The 14,998-nt window shown below is 42.9% G+C and carries 18 protein-coding genes and 2 pseudogenes; 6 read left to right on the top strand and 14 right to left on the bottom strand.

All coding sequences use genetic code 11. The features are described 5' to 3' along the window. Positions 1 to 47 precede the first annotated feature (47 nt). From C5471_RS05400 to C5471_RS05390, 3 genes are all read left to right on the top strand, one after another. On the top strand, positions 48 to 1,850 hold the full coding sequence (locus C5471_RS05400; protein ID WP_133815741.1) for a terminase large subunit domain-containing protein: 1,803 nt from the start codon (positions 48 to 50) through the stop codon (positions 1,848 to 1,850). Then, entirely contained in the window at positions 1,850 to 2,872 is a 1,023-nt protein-coding gene (locus C5471_RS05395; RefSeq protein WP_133815742.1) for a phage portal protein, read from the top strand. Before C5471_RS05400 ends, C5471_RS05395 begins: the two co-directional genes overlap by 1 nt. A gap of 73 nt (positions 2,873 to 2,945) precedes the next feature. Beyond that, positions 2,946 to 3,212 carry an Ogr/Delta-like zinc finger protein gene (locus tag C5471_RS05390; protein WP_133815743.1) on the top strand — a complete coding sequence of 89 codons (267 nt, stop codon included), beginning with the start codon at positions 2,946 to 2,948 and terminating at the stop codon, positions 3,210 to 3,212. Positions 3,213 to 3,374: 162 nt separating this feature from the next. Here the strand turns inward: C5471_RS05390 and C5471_RS05385 are convergent, their stop codons facing one another. From C5471_RS05385 to C5471_RS05340, 10 genes are all read right to left on the bottom strand, one after another. After that, a complete protein-coding gene (locus tag C5471_RS05385; RefSeq protein WP_133815982.1) occupies positions 3,375 to 5,690 on the bottom strand; it encodes a replication endonuclease in 2,316 nt (771 codons plus the stop codon). A gap of 2 nt (positions 5,691 to 5,692) precedes the next feature. Further along, positions 5,693 to 6,697: a phosphoadenosine phosphosulfate reductase domain-containing protein gene (locus C5471_RS05380; RefSeq protein WP_133815744.1), complete on the bottom strand. Its 1,005-nt coding sequence runs from the start codon at positions 6,695 to 6,697 to the stop codon at positions 5,693 to 5,695. Next, positions 6,690 to 7,502 (bottom strand): DNA adenine methylase, encoded by an 813-nt coding sequence (locus C5471_RS05375; protein WP_207627215.1) that lies wholly within the window; start codon positions 7,500 to 7,502, stop codon positions 6,690 to 6,692. The genes C5471_RS05380 and C5471_RS05375 overlap by 8 nt, the downstream gene beginning before the upstream one ends. 10 nt (positions 7,503 to 7,512) lie before the next feature. Further along, positions 7,513 to 7,734 carry a TraR/DksA family transcriptional regulator gene (locus tag C5471_RS05370; protein ID WP_133815745.1) on the bottom strand — a complete coding sequence of 74 codons (222 nt, stop codon included), beginning with the start codon at positions 7,732 to 7,734 and terminating at the stop codon, positions 7,513 to 7,515. After that, positions 7,727 to 7,981 (bottom strand): DUF2732 family protein, encoded by a 255-nt coding sequence (locus C5471_RS05365; protein ID WP_133815746.1) that lies wholly within the window; start codon positions 7,979 to 7,981, stop codon positions 7,727 to 7,729. Before C5471_RS05365 ends, C5471_RS05370 begins: the two co-directional genes overlap by 8 nt. A 66-nt stretch (positions 7,982 to 8,047) precedes the next feature. Beyond that, the gene (locus tag C5471_RS05360; protein WP_133815747.1) at positions 8,048 to 8,392 is read right to left on the bottom strand and encodes a DUF5347 family protein; all 345 of its coding nucleotides are present in this window, start codon (positions 8,390 to 8,392) and stop codon (positions 8,048 to 8,050) included. Positions 8,393 to 8,557: 165 nt separating this feature from the next. Further along, on the bottom strand, positions 8,558 to 9,145 hold the full coding sequence (locus C5471_RS05355; protein ID WP_133815748.1) for a hypothetical protein: 588 nt from the start codon (positions 9,143 to 9,145) through the stop codon (positions 8,558 to 8,560). A 13-nt stretch (positions 9,146 to 9,158) separates the two neighbouring features. Further along, positions 9,159 to 9,452 (bottom strand): hypothetical protein, encoded by a 294-nt coding sequence (locus C5471_RS05350; protein WP_133815749.1) that lies wholly within the window; start codon positions 9,450 to 9,452, stop codon positions 9,159 to 9,161. A 210-nt stretch (positions 9,453 to 9,662) separates the two neighbouring features. After that, entirely contained in the window at positions 9,663 to 9,866 is a 204-nt protein-coding gene (locus C5471_RS05345; RefSeq protein ID WP_133815750.1) for a DNA-binding protein, read from the bottom strand. After that, on the bottom strand, positions 9,848 to 10,087 hold the full coding sequence (locus C5471_RS05340; protein WP_242688581.1) for a hypothetical protein: 240 nt from the start codon (positions 10,085 to 10,087) through the stop codon (positions 9,848 to 9,850). The genes C5471_RS05345 and C5471_RS05340 overlap by 19 nt, the downstream gene beginning before the upstream one ends. Before the next feature lie 60 nt (positions 10,088 to 10,147). Between C5471_RS05340 and C5471_RS05335 the strand changes: the two genes are divergently transcribed. Both C5471_RS05335 and C5471_RS05330 read left to right on the top strand, forming a co-directional pair. Beyond that, positions 10,148 to 10,510, top strand: a complete 363-nt coding sequence (locus C5471_RS05335) for a helix-turn-helix domain-containing protein (protein WP_133815751.1) — start codon at positions 10,148 to 10,150, stop codon at positions 10,508 to 10,510. 83 nt (positions 10,511 to 10,593) lie between these two features. Beyond that, the gene (locus C5471_RS05330; RefSeq protein ID WP_133815752.1) at positions 10,594 to 11,598 is read left to right on the top strand and encodes a phage integrase; all 1,005 of its coding nucleotides are present in this window, start codon (positions 10,594 to 10,596) and stop codon (positions 11,596 to 11,598) included. Positions 11,599 to 11,928: 330 nt separating this feature from the next. Here C5471_RS05330 and C5471_RS05325 read toward each other — a convergent pair. Continuing rightward, positions 11,929 to 12,069, bottom strand: a pseudogene (locus tag C5471_RS05325) (tail fiber assembly protein); the annotation flags it as partial. 27 nt (positions 12,070 to 12,096) lie between these two features. Between C5471_RS05325 and C5471_RS05320 the strand changes: the two are divergent. Beyond that, on the top strand, positions 12,097 to 12,381 hold the full coding sequence (locus tag C5471_RS05320) for a tail fiber assembly protein (RefSeq protein WP_339959204.1): 285 nt from the start codon (positions 12,097 to 12,099) through the stop codon (positions 12,379 to 12,381). A gap of 169 nt (positions 12,382 to 12,550) precedes the next feature. Here the strand turns inward: C5471_RS05320 and C5471_RS05315 are convergent, their stop codons facing one another. The 3 genes and pseudogenes from C5471_RS05315 to C5471_RS05305 all read right to left on the bottom strand — a co-directional run. Continuing rightward, a complete protein-coding gene (locus C5471_RS05315) occupies positions 12,551 to 13,429 on the bottom strand; it encodes a tail fiber protein (RefSeq protein ID WP_133815754.1) in 879 nt (292 codons plus the stop codon). Positions 13,430 to 13,908: 479 nt separating this feature from the next. After that, complete coding sequence (locus C5471_RS05310) at positions 13,909 to 14,505, bottom strand: tail fiber assembly protein (RefSeq protein ID WP_133815755.1); 597 nt, start codon at positions 14,503 to 14,505, stop codon at positions 13,909 to 13,911. Continuing rightward, a pseudogene (locus C5471_RS05305) lies at positions 14,505 to 14,981 on the bottom strand (phage tail protein); the annotation flags it as partial. The gene C5471_RS05310 and the pseudogene C5471_RS05305, both read right to left, overlap by 1 nt. Between the last annotated feature and the right edge of the window lie 17 nt (positions 14,982 to 14,998).

The following is a 14,998-nucleotide window of genomic DNA, read 5'->3' as shown; positions in this document are numbered from 1 at the left end:
ACATTAAAATTATGAATATTGCTTATTTGAACCTTCATAATAGAACAATGAGCCGATATTCCGATGAAATAATAGAAGCCGCCAAGACTTTATATATTAAAGGCTGGCCAGCAAAAGATATTGCGCGGGAATTAAATATTCCGGCGCGAACAATCTACCATTGGTGTGATAAACATCAGTGGGCTTCACTATTGCCGCTTGAATCGGTTGAAACGGCGCTTGCCCGTCGTATTCATATTTTGTCAAAACGGGACAATAAAACCGCGCTGGAACTTGAAGAGCTGCGCGATTTAGTGGCGCAGCATGTCAAACTGATGGCACAACGCAATAAGCACGCGGAGAAAATGGCTGAAATTCAGGCGCGGGCGGTTTCATCTTCGTTAAGCGGTGATGAAGAAGGCCACGAGCAGACGGGCAAGCGTCGCTACAAAAAAAATGACGTGGCGAGCGTCACGGCTGACATGATAGAAGAAGCCGCACAAAACCATTTGTTTGATTATCAGCTGCATTGCCGGGCCAATAAATGTCAGGATTTCCGCTTTATTTTGAAATGCCGGCAAGCGGGTATGACTTATTATTTCGCCTGGGAAGCTCTCGAAGATGCGATCCTGACCGGCGATAATCAGGTCTTTTTCTCTGCGTCGCGCAATCAGTCCGAAATCTTTCGCTTCTATATCGTAGAAATTGCGCAACGGCATTTTGGCATCACGCTGACGGGCAATCCGATTAAGCTATCCAACGGCGCTTTACTGCGCTTTCTATCGACAAATGCCAGTACTGCGCAAGGCTTTAACGGCCATTTGTACGGTGATGAAGTGTTCTGGATACCGAAATTTGCCCGGTTCCATGAAGTAGCGTCAGCAATGGCGACACATGACAAATTCAGAACCACCTATTTTTCCACCCCGAGTGCCAAAACCCATCAAGCCTATCCGATTTGGACCGGGGAGGAATGGCGCGGCGATAACCCGAAGCGGAAGAAAGCCCGCTTTCCCACAGTCAGTGAAATGCGAGACGGGGGGCGGCTTTGTCCCGATGGCGTTTGGCGTTATGTCCTCACGATGGAAGATGCGATCAAGGGCGGACTGGGTGCGCTGGTCAGTATTGAGAAGCTACGCAACAAATACAGCGAGACGGCGTTTGCCATGCTCTATATGTGTGAGTTTGTCGATAGCAAAGACGCAGTATTCAAATTTTCAGAATTGCAAAAATGTGCGGTAGAGGCCGCACTTTGGCAGGATTTTGACCCCAGCGCCGCCCGGCCCTTCGGCAACAGAGAAGTGTGGGGCGGGTTCGACCCGTCCCGTTCCGGGGATAACTCAACGTTTGTGATTGTGGCACCGCCGATGTATGACGGCGAACGGTTCCGGGTACTCGCTATTTATTACTGGCAAGGACTGAATTTCAACTGGCAAGCAGAACAAATCAAGCAATTAATGCGCCGATACAACATGACGTATATCGGGATAGACGTCACCGGCATCGGGCGCGGCGTCTATGATTTGGTGACGCGTTTCGCTGTCCGTGAAGCTTCCCCTATTTTGTACAGCGTCGAAAGCAAAAACCGGCTGGTCATGAAGATGATTGACCTGATCACACGCAAGCGGATTGAGTGGAGTAAAGACGCAGTAGACGACATCAGCAAAGAACGGGCTGAAATTATCCCGAGTTTTATGGCAATACGCCGGACCGTCACACAATCCGGTAATGCGCTGACGTTTGTGGCCGAACGCTCCGAAGCGACCGGGCACGCGGATGTATTTTTTGCCATTTCACATGCGGTGATAAATGAACCGATTGATTATGAATATGACCGCCCGTCAACATGGGCATTTGGGAAAGCGGCATAATGACCAAAAAACGAAAAAACAGCAGAAATAAAAATAACCAGGTGGAACAAAACTACAGTATTCAGCGTCCGGGGGTCATCTCGTTTGGTGAACCCGAACCCATTTTAACGACCGGCACTGACTATAACCATGTTTACTATGATAACAATTACGATTACTGGCAATTACCGATTGACCGGTTGTCACTGTCACAGTTACCAAATCTAAATGGGCAGCATGGCGGCGTGATTTATGCCCGGCGCAATATGATAACCTGTGATTATCTTGACGGCGGACTATCTGCCGAACAGCTCGAAGGCTGCCTGCTTGATTACCTGCTCTTTGGTGACGTTCCTATATTAAAAGTGCGCAATGGGTGGGGAGAAGTGATCGGGCTTGAACCCCTACCGTCGCTGTATATGCGTCGGCGCAAAACCGAGGAATTTGTGATCTTGCAAAAAGGGCCGCCGCTGGTTTACCCGCCAGAGGATATTATTTTTCTGAAACAATACGATCCGCAGCAACAGATTTATGGCTTGCCGGATTACATCGGCGGTATTCATTCCGTTTTACTGAACAGTGAAGCGACTATTTTCCGGCGTCGCTATTATCACAACGGGGCGCATATGGGGTTTATCTTGTATGCCAATGACCCAAATATCAGTAACGAAGTGGAACAGGAAATCAAAAATAAAATTGAACAAAGTAAAGGCGTCGGTAATTTCCGTAATATGTTTATCAGTATTCCGAAGGGCGATCCGGATGGCATAAAAATTATCAATATTGGTGATGTCAGCGCGGCTGATGAATTCAGTAATATCAAAAGCATTACGGCGCAAGATGTGTTTACTGCGCACCGATTCCCTGCCGGGCTGGGCGGGATTATCCCAACCAATGGGGTGGTCATGCCGAACCCGGAGACCGTTCGCGATACCTACAGAAAAGATGAAGCTATCCCGGTACAGCGCAAATTTGCTAATGCTATCAAATCCGATCCTGAAATTCCGGCCAGCTTGCACCTGTTGTTTAAAATTACTGATTAAACCGGGATGAAAAATGCGTCATAACGCGCTAAAATTGAAGAAATTCACTGAATTATGTTTCGGGGTTGTAAATATGCGCGTATTTAAAATCCATTGCCCGGAATGTCATGCCCCCGCCATCATCAGAAAAACAGAGTGGAAAGATAAAAAAGTGGCCGATCTCTATTGTGCCTGCACCGAAGTTGAATGCGGTCACACTTTTGTCTTCAATGCCACTTATTCACATACACTAAGCCCCAGCGGGTTAACGGGTAATCAACTGGTCAAAACCCTGCTTGAACGGCTACGACCGGAAGAAAAACAAATGGCCCTGGATCTGCTGCAAAGGCAGCCGGTGTAAATGAACAAAACCCGCTAAAATGCGGGTTTTTTAGTTTCAGTCACCCGGTTTTAGATGAGCAAACTGCTCAATATGTTTCATCACTTCAGCGCGTACCGCAGGGTGCTCCCAGTTGATATGAATCATTAAGTGTTTCATTTTTACCTCATCATGTTAAGTAATTTACAACAACGCATTGTGACCAATGTCTTTTAACCTATTCATGATTGCTTTTACGCTTTTTCTATGTTGTTTGGTTTCTCTCTGCAAATAACCAAACATAGATAAAGAATAATATTGATCACGAATGATGATACTTCCCCCATTAAGTAATGAGCGGGCTAAAAAATCGTCCATTTCGATGTTATTGAGTGCTGCCGACTCATAAATCCGTTTCACTTTTTCATCAAAATGCATCATCGGGTAGTTTTGATGAAATTCATTCACCAATAGATCATCGTAATGTCTGTCAATTTCTCGCTTAATTTTGTTTGAATTTTGAACCACCGGAGAGTTATTGACAGAACTCCAAGGGGCGGCGGGGCCGCTAAAAGACAAAGACCCAAAAGACAAACCTACTGAACCCGAATCAGCGTCGGCGTTGTGATTAATATTCTTCTTAGAAACAATTTTCCATTTTGTAACCCGGGTACATACGCGTGAATCTTCGCCCAACCGTGGCGAATAAATACCATAAATCTTATCGACGTTTTCACCATAAGCGTTGGGTTCATCATTTTGCTGATACGCAAGATGAACCGCGTAATCTTTACGCGGGATTAGCACGCCGCCTTGTTTCATAATATATGTTGCAAAGCACCCCGCGTCGGCGGCAGCAGTGACTGCATCCATTAGCGGATCGCTTAACAGTGCCTGCCCGCGCTTAAACTCACCCGAAATTTTTAATACTGATGTCAATTGATTGCTGAGTTTTCTCAGTTCACGCCAGACAGTAATAGGTGGAGTACCGATAGCCTGGTACTGACGAATGCGATAACGTGACGCCCACGCCATAGCGAATTTGGCCGTCTCTTTTAGTGGCTTACCCGTTTCTTTATCGCGCTCTCCGTCAAGTGCGTAACCGTCGATATTTTTCGAAATATACTTAGCCACGTAAGCAGTGGCACTGCCTTTCTTCGGATCGAGTTTCTTTGCGGTAAACCGGGCGCTTGTTCGTTTACCCAGTTCTTGCCGGTCTTCTTTGATGGCATAGCTACGCATAATATCCGTAATAGCTTTACGCTCATCCGGGCGCATAAACAGCAATAAATGCCAATGCGGGGTACTGTCATGATGCGGCTCAACAACCCGGAAGCCATAAATCCGCAATCCGTCTCGATCCAGTTTTGAACCAATATTGGCCCACACTTTGCGTAAATAGCGTTGTGCCTGAACCGGTGTTGAATGATCCCACTTGGGATTGGCGTGGCCGCTGTGATTATTGGCGTGATACTTTGACGGGCAAGTGATGGTATAAAAAACGCCAACGTCGCCACGCTCTTGTGCGACAAATTCAATGCCCTGCATTCTGTTCATCAATTCATGGCGACGCAAAACCGGATTACTGATGCTTGCATAAACCATGCTTTCTAACGAAACCACGTTACCGGCTTCGTCAACCAAATCGTGCGCTTTAAAGAACTCAGTATTGCGGCGACGTTGTTCCTGCCAGTCTGATACCGCTTCGTAACTTAAGTAGGGATGGGCCTTTTTATTCACCTGATTTGCGGCGCGTAACTGACTTTCTCGCCAGTCACAGCGCAGACGCCAGAGCTGACGCTCCCACCACTTTGCATCAATCATCCTTGCCATTGCAGAAAACGGCGATAGCAGCGGCGGGGTAATATGCAAAGAATAGACTTCTGCGGCAATATTGCGATAGATCAACAGGAAATCATCATGAGATATCTCTGCCGTATTGCCGTTTTCGTCTTCGGTTTCAGTACAAAACATCTCATTGACGCGTGCCGCAATTTCATTCGCCAGCGACTTAATCCGGCGCTTATTCATTTCCGCGAGATGGCGGTAAACACCCTGATAATAAGCAGCGAGTTCACAGTAAGGCTTGACGCCTTGCTTTTCGCTAACCGCATCTAAACGCAGCAATGCACTCTTAACTGTTCCCAATAAAAATGCATTGCTGTGTTTAATACCGCGATTTTTTCGCAGCCAGATTATTTTTTTCTGAAAATACGATTTAATAAAATGCGGCTGTTCGTTTAAGTAAGACTCAACACCCGCGGCAGTTTCCTGCCACGAGTGGTGGCTTTCTTCATAAGCCTGTTTCTCTTGCAAAGCAAATAGGCGGCGAGATTCTTGTTGAGCGGGCGTTAAGACCTGGCTGTGCAGTAAATCCCGCTCGATTAAGCGGGTGAGATACTTTTTCACATGTGGATGCTCGGACGTCATTTCACCCTTTGATGACAAAACATCATCAAGATAAGGTGACGCTATCGCCGGACGAGGTTCATTCCACGGAAACGCCCATTCACATTGCATACTCACTCACACACCCCAGCATAAACAGAACTACACGCCTGATGTAAATTTTCTTCGGCCAATAAATCAAACTGACGCCCCCCCCTAGAAGTCATCGCCCAGTCACGGTATGTTTCAATACCGTGGGATTCCAAAGTGACGCACTCAATGCGGCGTTCCCGTTTTACGGGGTCTTGATGGGAAGGAAAAAAGGTTGAGTTGCCGCGGCGGGAACAAGCCGCAACCATGCGTTCCCATCGTGCGACACGAGCAATCTCATCAGGGAAACGAACGAATATCTCCGCCAGTTCAGATTTACGGACATGGATGCACGGCATACACCCAACCCGGGAGCAGCCTTGCTGATATAAAGGATTAGGTTTAATGCCGTGCTTTTTCGCCAATGCAAAAACTTGCTCATGCGTCCATGACAGGATCGGGCGATAAACAGATAGTCCCGCAGTATCATCAATATCCGATTCCCAAACAGGTAAATCCGCACGCGCTGGCGACTCTTGCGCTCTAACACCCTGCCATGAAATAACTTCGTCAAATAGAGAGAGCAGAGGTTGAATAATTTGCTCGGCAATAGGTTTATGCTTTAGTTCGAATGTACAAAACCGTGCCTTGGTTGATGGGAAGCGTCCTTTTAACATGCACAGATCAAGAAACGGGTTATTGGTAGGAAACAAGACCTTGAGTGCAGCAATGATGCGATTTTCTGCCTGTGCCTCAGTCATTCCACATTCTGTGACCAGACTGATAGGCCAACGTGTCTTGATAAACTCCCGTTTAGCATTTATTTGATTCGAAAAATTTGCGCGTACCCGTTGGATTTTGCCTAGTCGGTTTTCCAGATAATCCAAATATTCCATAGTTTGTGGGTGTTCATGCCCTGTATCTGCGAATACAGCAATATGATTTATGCCGTTTTCAATAGCCAACAGCCACTGAGCTAAAGAATCTTTACCGCCTGAAACAGAGATAACATTGATGGTACTATCTGCATGACACCGGATATCAATCATTAGCCACCTCTATCAACAGACTGGCAATAATTTCTGCCGCAGGTTTTCTGCTATTGCTTGATGCAGCAATAGAACGTTGAGCTGTAATTTCTGTAATATCAAAATCTTTATAAATACCTTTTGCTTCCATACTGTTTGATACAACAATAGGATTACCCGATTCGTTATGTAATATGATTAACGCATCAGTTAATTCATGCTGTTCACTGACGCTGAAATGATTACTGTAGTAGCCGGTGAATTTATCAAGATAGGGCGGATCGCAATAGACAACATCATCAGCTTTGACAAGCTGCAATGTCTCTTTCCAATCAGTGCAAATAAACGTTGCTCGCTGCGCTTTTTCAGCAAACGCACGAATTTCATTTTCCGGAAAATACACCGATTTATATTTACCGAATGGCGTATTGAAATGACCACTTTTGTTATATCTGCATAAACCATTGAAGCAATGACGATTCAGATATAAAAACCAGACAGCACGAATAAGCGAGGAACGACATTTTGGTAACGCTGAGTTAAACTTGTCTCTCAACAGATAAAAGCCATGCTCATCATTATAGAACTTAAAAAAATCTCGTGAGAATTCTATAAATAATTCAACATTATCTTTAATTTGCTGATACATATTAATCAAGTCTGAATTAATATCAGCAATTAAATACTCGTCATAATCGGTATTCATCATGACAGCACAGGAACCCGCGAATGGTTCTACAAACCTTTTCCCTGCGGGCAAGTGAGGCAGCAACTTATCAATAATGCGGGCTTTGCTGCCGGCCCATTTCAGAACAGTTTTATTCATAATATTCCCCTCACACACTCTTGTAATGTTTATTTTTAAGTTCAAGAATTGACTGGCATGTCATACAGCGAGTGACCCCAGCCACAGCTTTCCTGCGTTCTTCTGAAATAGAATTGCTACAATCTTCACACTCAAAGGCTGAAACGCTAATATAACGGCTAGTAACAGCCTTGATCTGGCGCTCTAAAATTGCCGCGATATGCTTCTCAGCGATATCAATAGAATCAGACATAATTCCATTCCTCCGACTGACGTTCGATTTCCCGCGCTTCGTCGGTTAACAACAGAGAAGCATTGGCATAATCAAGCTTATGCTTCAGAATGCGTGTTGAGAGTTTGACAAGACGGGCAGAGAAGCGAGCCGCGCAGCATTGCCGCTCGTCTGTGCGTGCGGCGTTGAGCAATTCTAACAAAGTGCTTTCTTTATATTTTGGAACTGTTCCACCTACTTTTATATTTCTCTTTTCGATATTTTTCATTTTGATTTTCCTTTATTCAGGTAATAAAAGGCCGGGCGGGTTTACGCCATTAAAATTAATCATCAATTAACGTGGCATAGATAATCGGTCCGGAAATATGCTAGCCACGACTTTCAAGTGATTAATGGTTCGTACTAATGATTTTTTCTCATCATGAGTGAATTCATTAAAGCTAATGTCATGTCGCTCTTCGGGAATATTAGCGAGATTGAAAATAGCAACAAGAACTTGTCTGTTAAATACGAAGCTGCCGGGCCACTCCCACTTATCCCGCATTAATGAAATAAACTCACTTAATGCTTTTTCATTCTCTCCGAAGTGCTGACATCGTATTGCTGATAACTTGTTAAGTGCATCAGCCCGGCTTCCCATTGCCATTTCAGCAAAACGGAATGCTTCTGTATTTGCCATAATTCCCCCATGTAAAATATAGGAAAGTTTATTTCAGTAAGAAAATAATCGCTGATGCAACACACAACAGAACGAACGGATAAAATAAACCGTCTGTCGGCTTTGGTGATTTAAAATCAGCACCCGTCAACTTATACTTGTGCGACATCTTTTCTAATGAGTTCATTAGAATTCTCCCTTATTTATCTTAATTAACGCTTCTAAATGTTGCTGAGCGGCATCTTCTGTTAAATGAATAAGGCCTTGCTTTAAGAAATTTCTAAACATCGGTGAACCGTTATGCCATGTAATGCTATGAATATTAATATTACTGCGTATAGCAACAACATAACATAAAGTGTTGAGAGCAGGGGCTTCACTTATTGGCTTTAGAAAACTCACAGAACCGACAGTGATTATTTCTGGTTTGCGACGATATTTAAATTTTGTGTTCCAGGCAGGACTATGTTTGCATTGCTCCCAGCTGACTGCATGAAATCGTTCCCACCTCTTCCACGGTTCATCAGACTTCATAGCATCTTGTGCATATTGCATCATCAATTGTGCGTGCACATGTTTTTTACTTGCATCTGATTCTACCGGTTCGGGTTTACGGCGATATTCCCAGCCGACAACCCATTGCGGATGGGCGTAAAGATCATGCCACATTTTGCCGCTGTCATATGATACCTGCCACAGCAACCACGGTTTACGCGATTCAATTGCATCTTGTGCATATTCAGCCATTAATTTAGCAAATGGATGTTTTGACATAGTAGACATATTATTAACCCTCTATATTAACAAGCTTATAATTTTCACCCGTGCTGATCTTCATGAATGATTCAAAGATTGCAGTCACATCAGAAAGAGATAACGGGGTGTTGTCTCCCGCATATTGCAGGACATCTGTTATTCGGCGCACGATGGTTAAATGAAGATCGGCGCGTTCAATGTGTGATAATGATTTTGATTCTGGCAATGTTGAATCAGTTGTTAAACGTTGCGCTGAGTAAACAAGGCGGGTACCATGAATAACGGTATCCCCTACTTTATACTTTGTTTTATACGTGCCATTCATTGTCTGCTCCTATATAACTGCCTAATTTGGCTCATGGCTTGTTCTTTTGAATTAAACTTGCCGTAAGAATATTCGCCATCATTAATTTGGTAACATGTTGTTTGATTAATCTTATTTCTCGGCAGCCGGATAATTGCAAAAGCGCCGTAACTCTCTATGTGATTTCTGACCGGTTTTAGAATGAGATTTGTGTGATTCATCATTATCACCTCAGCTATTTTTAATAGCGTCTTTCAACATTGCTATTAAATTTACTTCGATTTTTTCTTTTGATTGTTGCTTTGGCCTAATAATAATTCGACCGTCTCCAACCATTCCACGGCACGTACAAACAGGAATACCAGTCAAACGTGAATACTCATCAATTGATACATACGGAACAGGAACACTGATATTTATTGTGATGCTTGACATACAATTTCATCTCCGTTTTTAGTTCGTTCAAGTTCAATAGCTGCCATCCCAGCAAGATGAACGATTCTTGCCATGCTTGAGATTGAGCGACTTTCTTTCTCTGCAAGCATTTCCAATTTCTGGCGCTCATCAGGGGAGAGACGCATTGGTATGGGATTTTTCGATACAACCCCTCTAGGAATACTTGATCGTTGAACATGCTTGACTTGTTTCATATTCATAATGATATATTGTGATCCATTAAGTTCCTGTACAACACAATCTAAGGAAGATTTATTCTTATGTCAACAAAAAAAGAGGAATTATTGTTCCTTATCGGTTCTAGATTGCGCGAAGAAAGGGAAAAAACAGGTAATAGCCAAGAGGCCATAGCATCTGTTTTTGGTATCTCTACGCGCACTTGGGGAAAGTATGAGAGAGGAGAAACAATGCCTGATGCAGTAACAATTACTCTTCTTGGCGAGAAATTTGGTATAGATATCTCATATGTGCTTACAGGGAGGCGTACCCCTCAAACAAACATAACAAATGAGGAGCAAAAGTTAATAGAAAATTACCGCGCTATGAATAGTGCGGCGCGCTTAAACATACAGGCGGTTGGCGATTCGTTCGCTCAATCAAAACCAAATAAAGATGTAGGATAAAAACAGTTAACTTAAATTTAAGAAAATTAGGGTAATTACTTTCTTATGTTATTGCTTTGTACGCGTATTTCTAGGAAATTTCTATGGCAGTAAGAAAATTACAATCTGGCAAATGGATTTGTGAATGTTACTTAAATGGACGAAACGGAAAGCGAGTAAGAAAACAGTTTGCAACAAAAGGCGAAGCACTTTCATTTGAGCGTCGTATTACCCCCAAAGAATCATTAAATATTTCCGTCGAGAATACACAAAAGTTAAGCGACTTGGTTAGTCGATGGTATGAACTGCATGGCAAAACTCTACGGGATGGTACAGCACGTAAAGCAAAGTTAGATGCTGCATGTGAGCGATTAAATGATCCACTGGCTACTGATTTTGATAAGAATATGTTTGCCGTTTATCGTGAAGACAGATTAAATGGTAAATGGAATTCAAAAGGACGCAAGTCTCCCAGTCAATCTACAGTAAACAGGGAGCAATCATACTTACATGCCGTCTTTTCTGAATTGACCCGCCTAGGAGAGTGGGAAGGAAAAAACCCGCTTAATGGTATCCGACAATTTAAAGAGTCGGAGCAGGAACTGGCATTTTTATATGCCGGAGATATTAAGCGCTTATTAGTTGCTTGTGATAATTCCAGTAACAAAGATCTCGGCCATGTTGTGCGTGTTTGTTTGGCAACTGGGGCACGCTGGGGAGAAGCTCAAAGCTTAAAGCAATCACAATTGATGAAATATCGAGTCACCTTTACGAAAACAAAGGGCGGTAAAAACAGAACCATCCCGATATCCCAAAGGTTATATGACCGTCTACCAAAAAAACGTGGAGCGTTATTTTCAAACTGTTATGACGTATTCGAAACAGCGGTAAAGAAAGCATGTATTGATTTACCCGATGGTCAATTAACGCATGTTCTACGACACACATTCGCCAGCCATTTTATGATGAATGGTGGCAATATTTTAGTTCTACAACGCATATTAGGTCATAGCACAATTAACATGACTATGCGTTACGCACACTTCGCCCCAGACCACCTTGATTTTGCCTTAACACTTAACCCCTACGATCAAATTGAAAATGACTAATTTCAAATGGCGACAACGCACTACATAGTTTCATATTAATACGCATAGAGAAAATATAACCAAATGATTTTACTTAACTTATTGTTTTATAAAATGTGTTGATGGTTTTTAAAATCCCTCGGCTGTAAGGCTGTGCGGGTTCAAGTCCCGCTCTGGGCACCAAATAAAAACTTGCTGTAAAACAGTGAGTTAGGGAAAAGAAAAGGCCACCGCAAGGTGGCTTTTTTATGACACAAATCACATTTCACTATTCGTTCACTATATTTTTTCGCTATATTTTCACTTCGGCACCTCTGCCATTTATATAAAGCCGGTCACCCGGCTTTTGTCTTATTTCGGCACTTCCGGCCACTCGACATTAGGTGCTTGTGAAGTATCTACACGAGTGAGTAATACCCGGTATTTCTTCCACTCAAGTAGAGCGGCTTTCTCTGAGTCTGTCGCAACTTCTAAGTCAACTGAGTCTTGCAATAGAGACAGTGTTAACTCTGTTGGGAAATCTTACCTGACTACCGTGGGAAAACGGCTTACGACACGCAAGCCCGCGCGGCTACTGAGATATCTGAAATCGGGGAATTGCCCGACACACTCACATTCAAAAAACCGCCCACCGATTTTGACAAGTGGAACGGTAAAGAATGGGTAGTAGATAAAGACCTTCTCAAATCGCATCAGATTGATGAAGCCAAGCAACAGCAAGCAGCACTGTTACAGCAGGCAAATGAAACACTACGACAAACGACCTCATCATCAGATTTCGGTAACTCAGGAGCATCAGAATAAGCACCGGCTGATAGGCTGACACCAAGCATGACATATTCGATATCAGAGCTCGTGAATTCTCGTGTGATTTGATTAGAGTGATAAACCTTTATCTATCCTGCCTGAATAGCTAAGCCATCTTTACCCAATACGGCTGTTTCATGTTCTAAAGAGTATTTTTGTTCTGTCATTATGCTGCTCTCACTATGTAATTAAAGGCAATGTTACGAGGGCGAGTAACACCAACAAAATTTGCATCCGCAATCCAAGTTGCCACTGCTGTTACCGCTCGTACACGTAATTGAATATTCCCGGTAGGAACATCCCAGTTCAATTTTTCTTTATTATTTAGCGAGAGACTAACAACATTATCAGGCGGATTATTAACTTCTTGTGCTAAATAAGACCCTTCTTGCCATGACAATAATGAACGAGATGAATCCACCCCTCTTCCATCATCCCATCCCCGGATAAACTCACCTCTTAAATCAGGCAACCTACCATCAGGATAAGCTTCCGCTAATTTCGGGTACTGTAATTTATTAAAAGCTGAACCATTACAAGTGAAATAACCAATAGGTGGGTGGGGTAGCGGCCACGGAATAGGAGAACCGATAGGAATTTCATTGGCTGTTTTAATCCGGTTATCTATCTCTTCGCGGGTATACTCACGTAATGAATTTATTACTTCCTGAACAAGCTTTTGTGTAACCGCCAATATGTCGCTATTGCCAATCACATTGGTAAGTTGAACAACACCTTTTTGTGTTAATGAAGCACTGGGAATATCTGTTGTAATTTTTTGCTCTAACGCTTTATTTAATTGAGCAGTGAGTTTGACTATGTTTCCATCATCCAGAACATCATTACCAGATCGTGTCGCAATAAAATCAGCCACGACAGATGATATCGTTGACGCTTGACGTAATACTTTATTTAACAAGTGTGTGGGAACATCATTTGGTGGAAATCCAGTTGACAAACGTTCACTTTCTTCATATTTTTCCTGACTCACTACATTCGCATTATCATTAATAGAAAAAGCCTTAAAGTCATTCTTGTGACTCATATACATCCCTTAAATTAAATGATGTTATAATCAATATATTGAATTATTGTAAAAATAATCCTCTGTAATTCACGACAATCAAAGTCTAGTTCAGAAAAATAATAATGCAGTATCCTTATTAATTACAAGGTTAACTGTTTTTATATAATTACGGCAATAAGTAGCTCAACATTTTGGAGTCAAAAATATATCCAGAGATTTATATTAAACATCTGAAAACTATTTTTCTTTTATTCCTTCCATCTCTTCCTGCAACTCCCGCTGCTACATTTTTCATCATGAAAGAAACAAACCCCGTTCTTTTAAACGAGGTTTGTCAGTAGTCCGAAACCACCGTCAGGCAGCTTTTTTATCGATTTAGATCACATTCAGAATATAATTTCAAAATATGTTCTTTCAAAATTGAACAAACATTCATCCACTGCGGCTATCTATTAACAAATTATCAACAGCAATCAGAGCCACAATGATCCTGTTTATCATTCCGGTACCTCCGGCCATTCAACATCGGGAACCTGTGAAATATCTACCCTACTTAGTAATACCCGGTATTTCTTCCATGCCAATAAAGCGGCTTCTTCGGACTCTGTCGAGATTTCCAGGTCAACAGAGTCTTGGAGTAACGATAGTATTTCACTCGCTTGTCGTAGCAGTGTTGCTTTCTGCTGCTTGGCTTCTTCAATTTGATGGGATTTCAGTAGGTCTTTATCAACTACCCACTCTTGACCATCCCACTTATCGTAATCGGTGACAGGTTTTTTGAAAGTCAGGGTTTCAGGTAGCTCACCGATTTCAGCAATTTCCTGCGGCAAACGTGTCTGCTTGTTGTAAGCTGTTTTTCCACGGTAATCGGGTACAATCAGCCAATGGGTTAAATCAGATGAACGGCAAGCGACATATCCCTCCTTAATATCAGGTGGTGCATCTGTGCAAGCATTAGCAGGAAGACCGACACCAATAGGAAGATACTCATCAGTACTGTTTAAATATTCCAGCGTAATCGCATCGTAATTAAACACAATGATACTTCCGGTACTGATAGCAATATTATTTTTATCCAGTACAGCCTTATTCATCAGGCAACCCTCACAATGTAATTAAATGCTACGTTTCGCGGACGTGTTTCTGTTCCTGTTGAAGCAGCAACCGCATTATCCATATAACCGAAACCACCCGATCCCATTCCGATAGCAATGCCTAGTCCGCGAGAATCAATCCCGTAGTTAACGTTTTGGTAGACACTATTGAGAATACGGCTTGGTGTACCCAAACCCTCGGCTCCAGCATTTGAGTTGGACCACATCCGACCAATCCTGTGACTATGTGGAGCAATATCTGCCAGTTGATTGGAAAGTAGATATCGATTAACGTCCACCCCACGCCCATCATCCCAGCCACGAATAAATTCACCCCGTAAATCGGGTAATATGCCACTAGGATAAGCTTCCGCTAATTTTGGATATAAAGATTTATCAAAGATAGCGCCATTACATTTCGCCCACCCATTTGGTGGTATGTTAGTCGGCCAAGGAAGTGGTATTCCTACCGGGATTTCTTCAAGTACAGATA

Origin of the sequence: Photorhabdus tasmaniensis (assembly GCF_011189505.1) — a bacterium.
Taxonomy (GTDB): domain Bacteria; phylum Pseudomonadota; class Gammaproteobacteria; order Enterobacterales; family Enterobacteriaceae; genus Photorhabdus; species Photorhabdus tasmaniensis.
The sequence above is the reverse complement of the archived record's forward strand: the minus strand, read 5'-3'. Positions and strand labels throughout refer to the sequence as shown.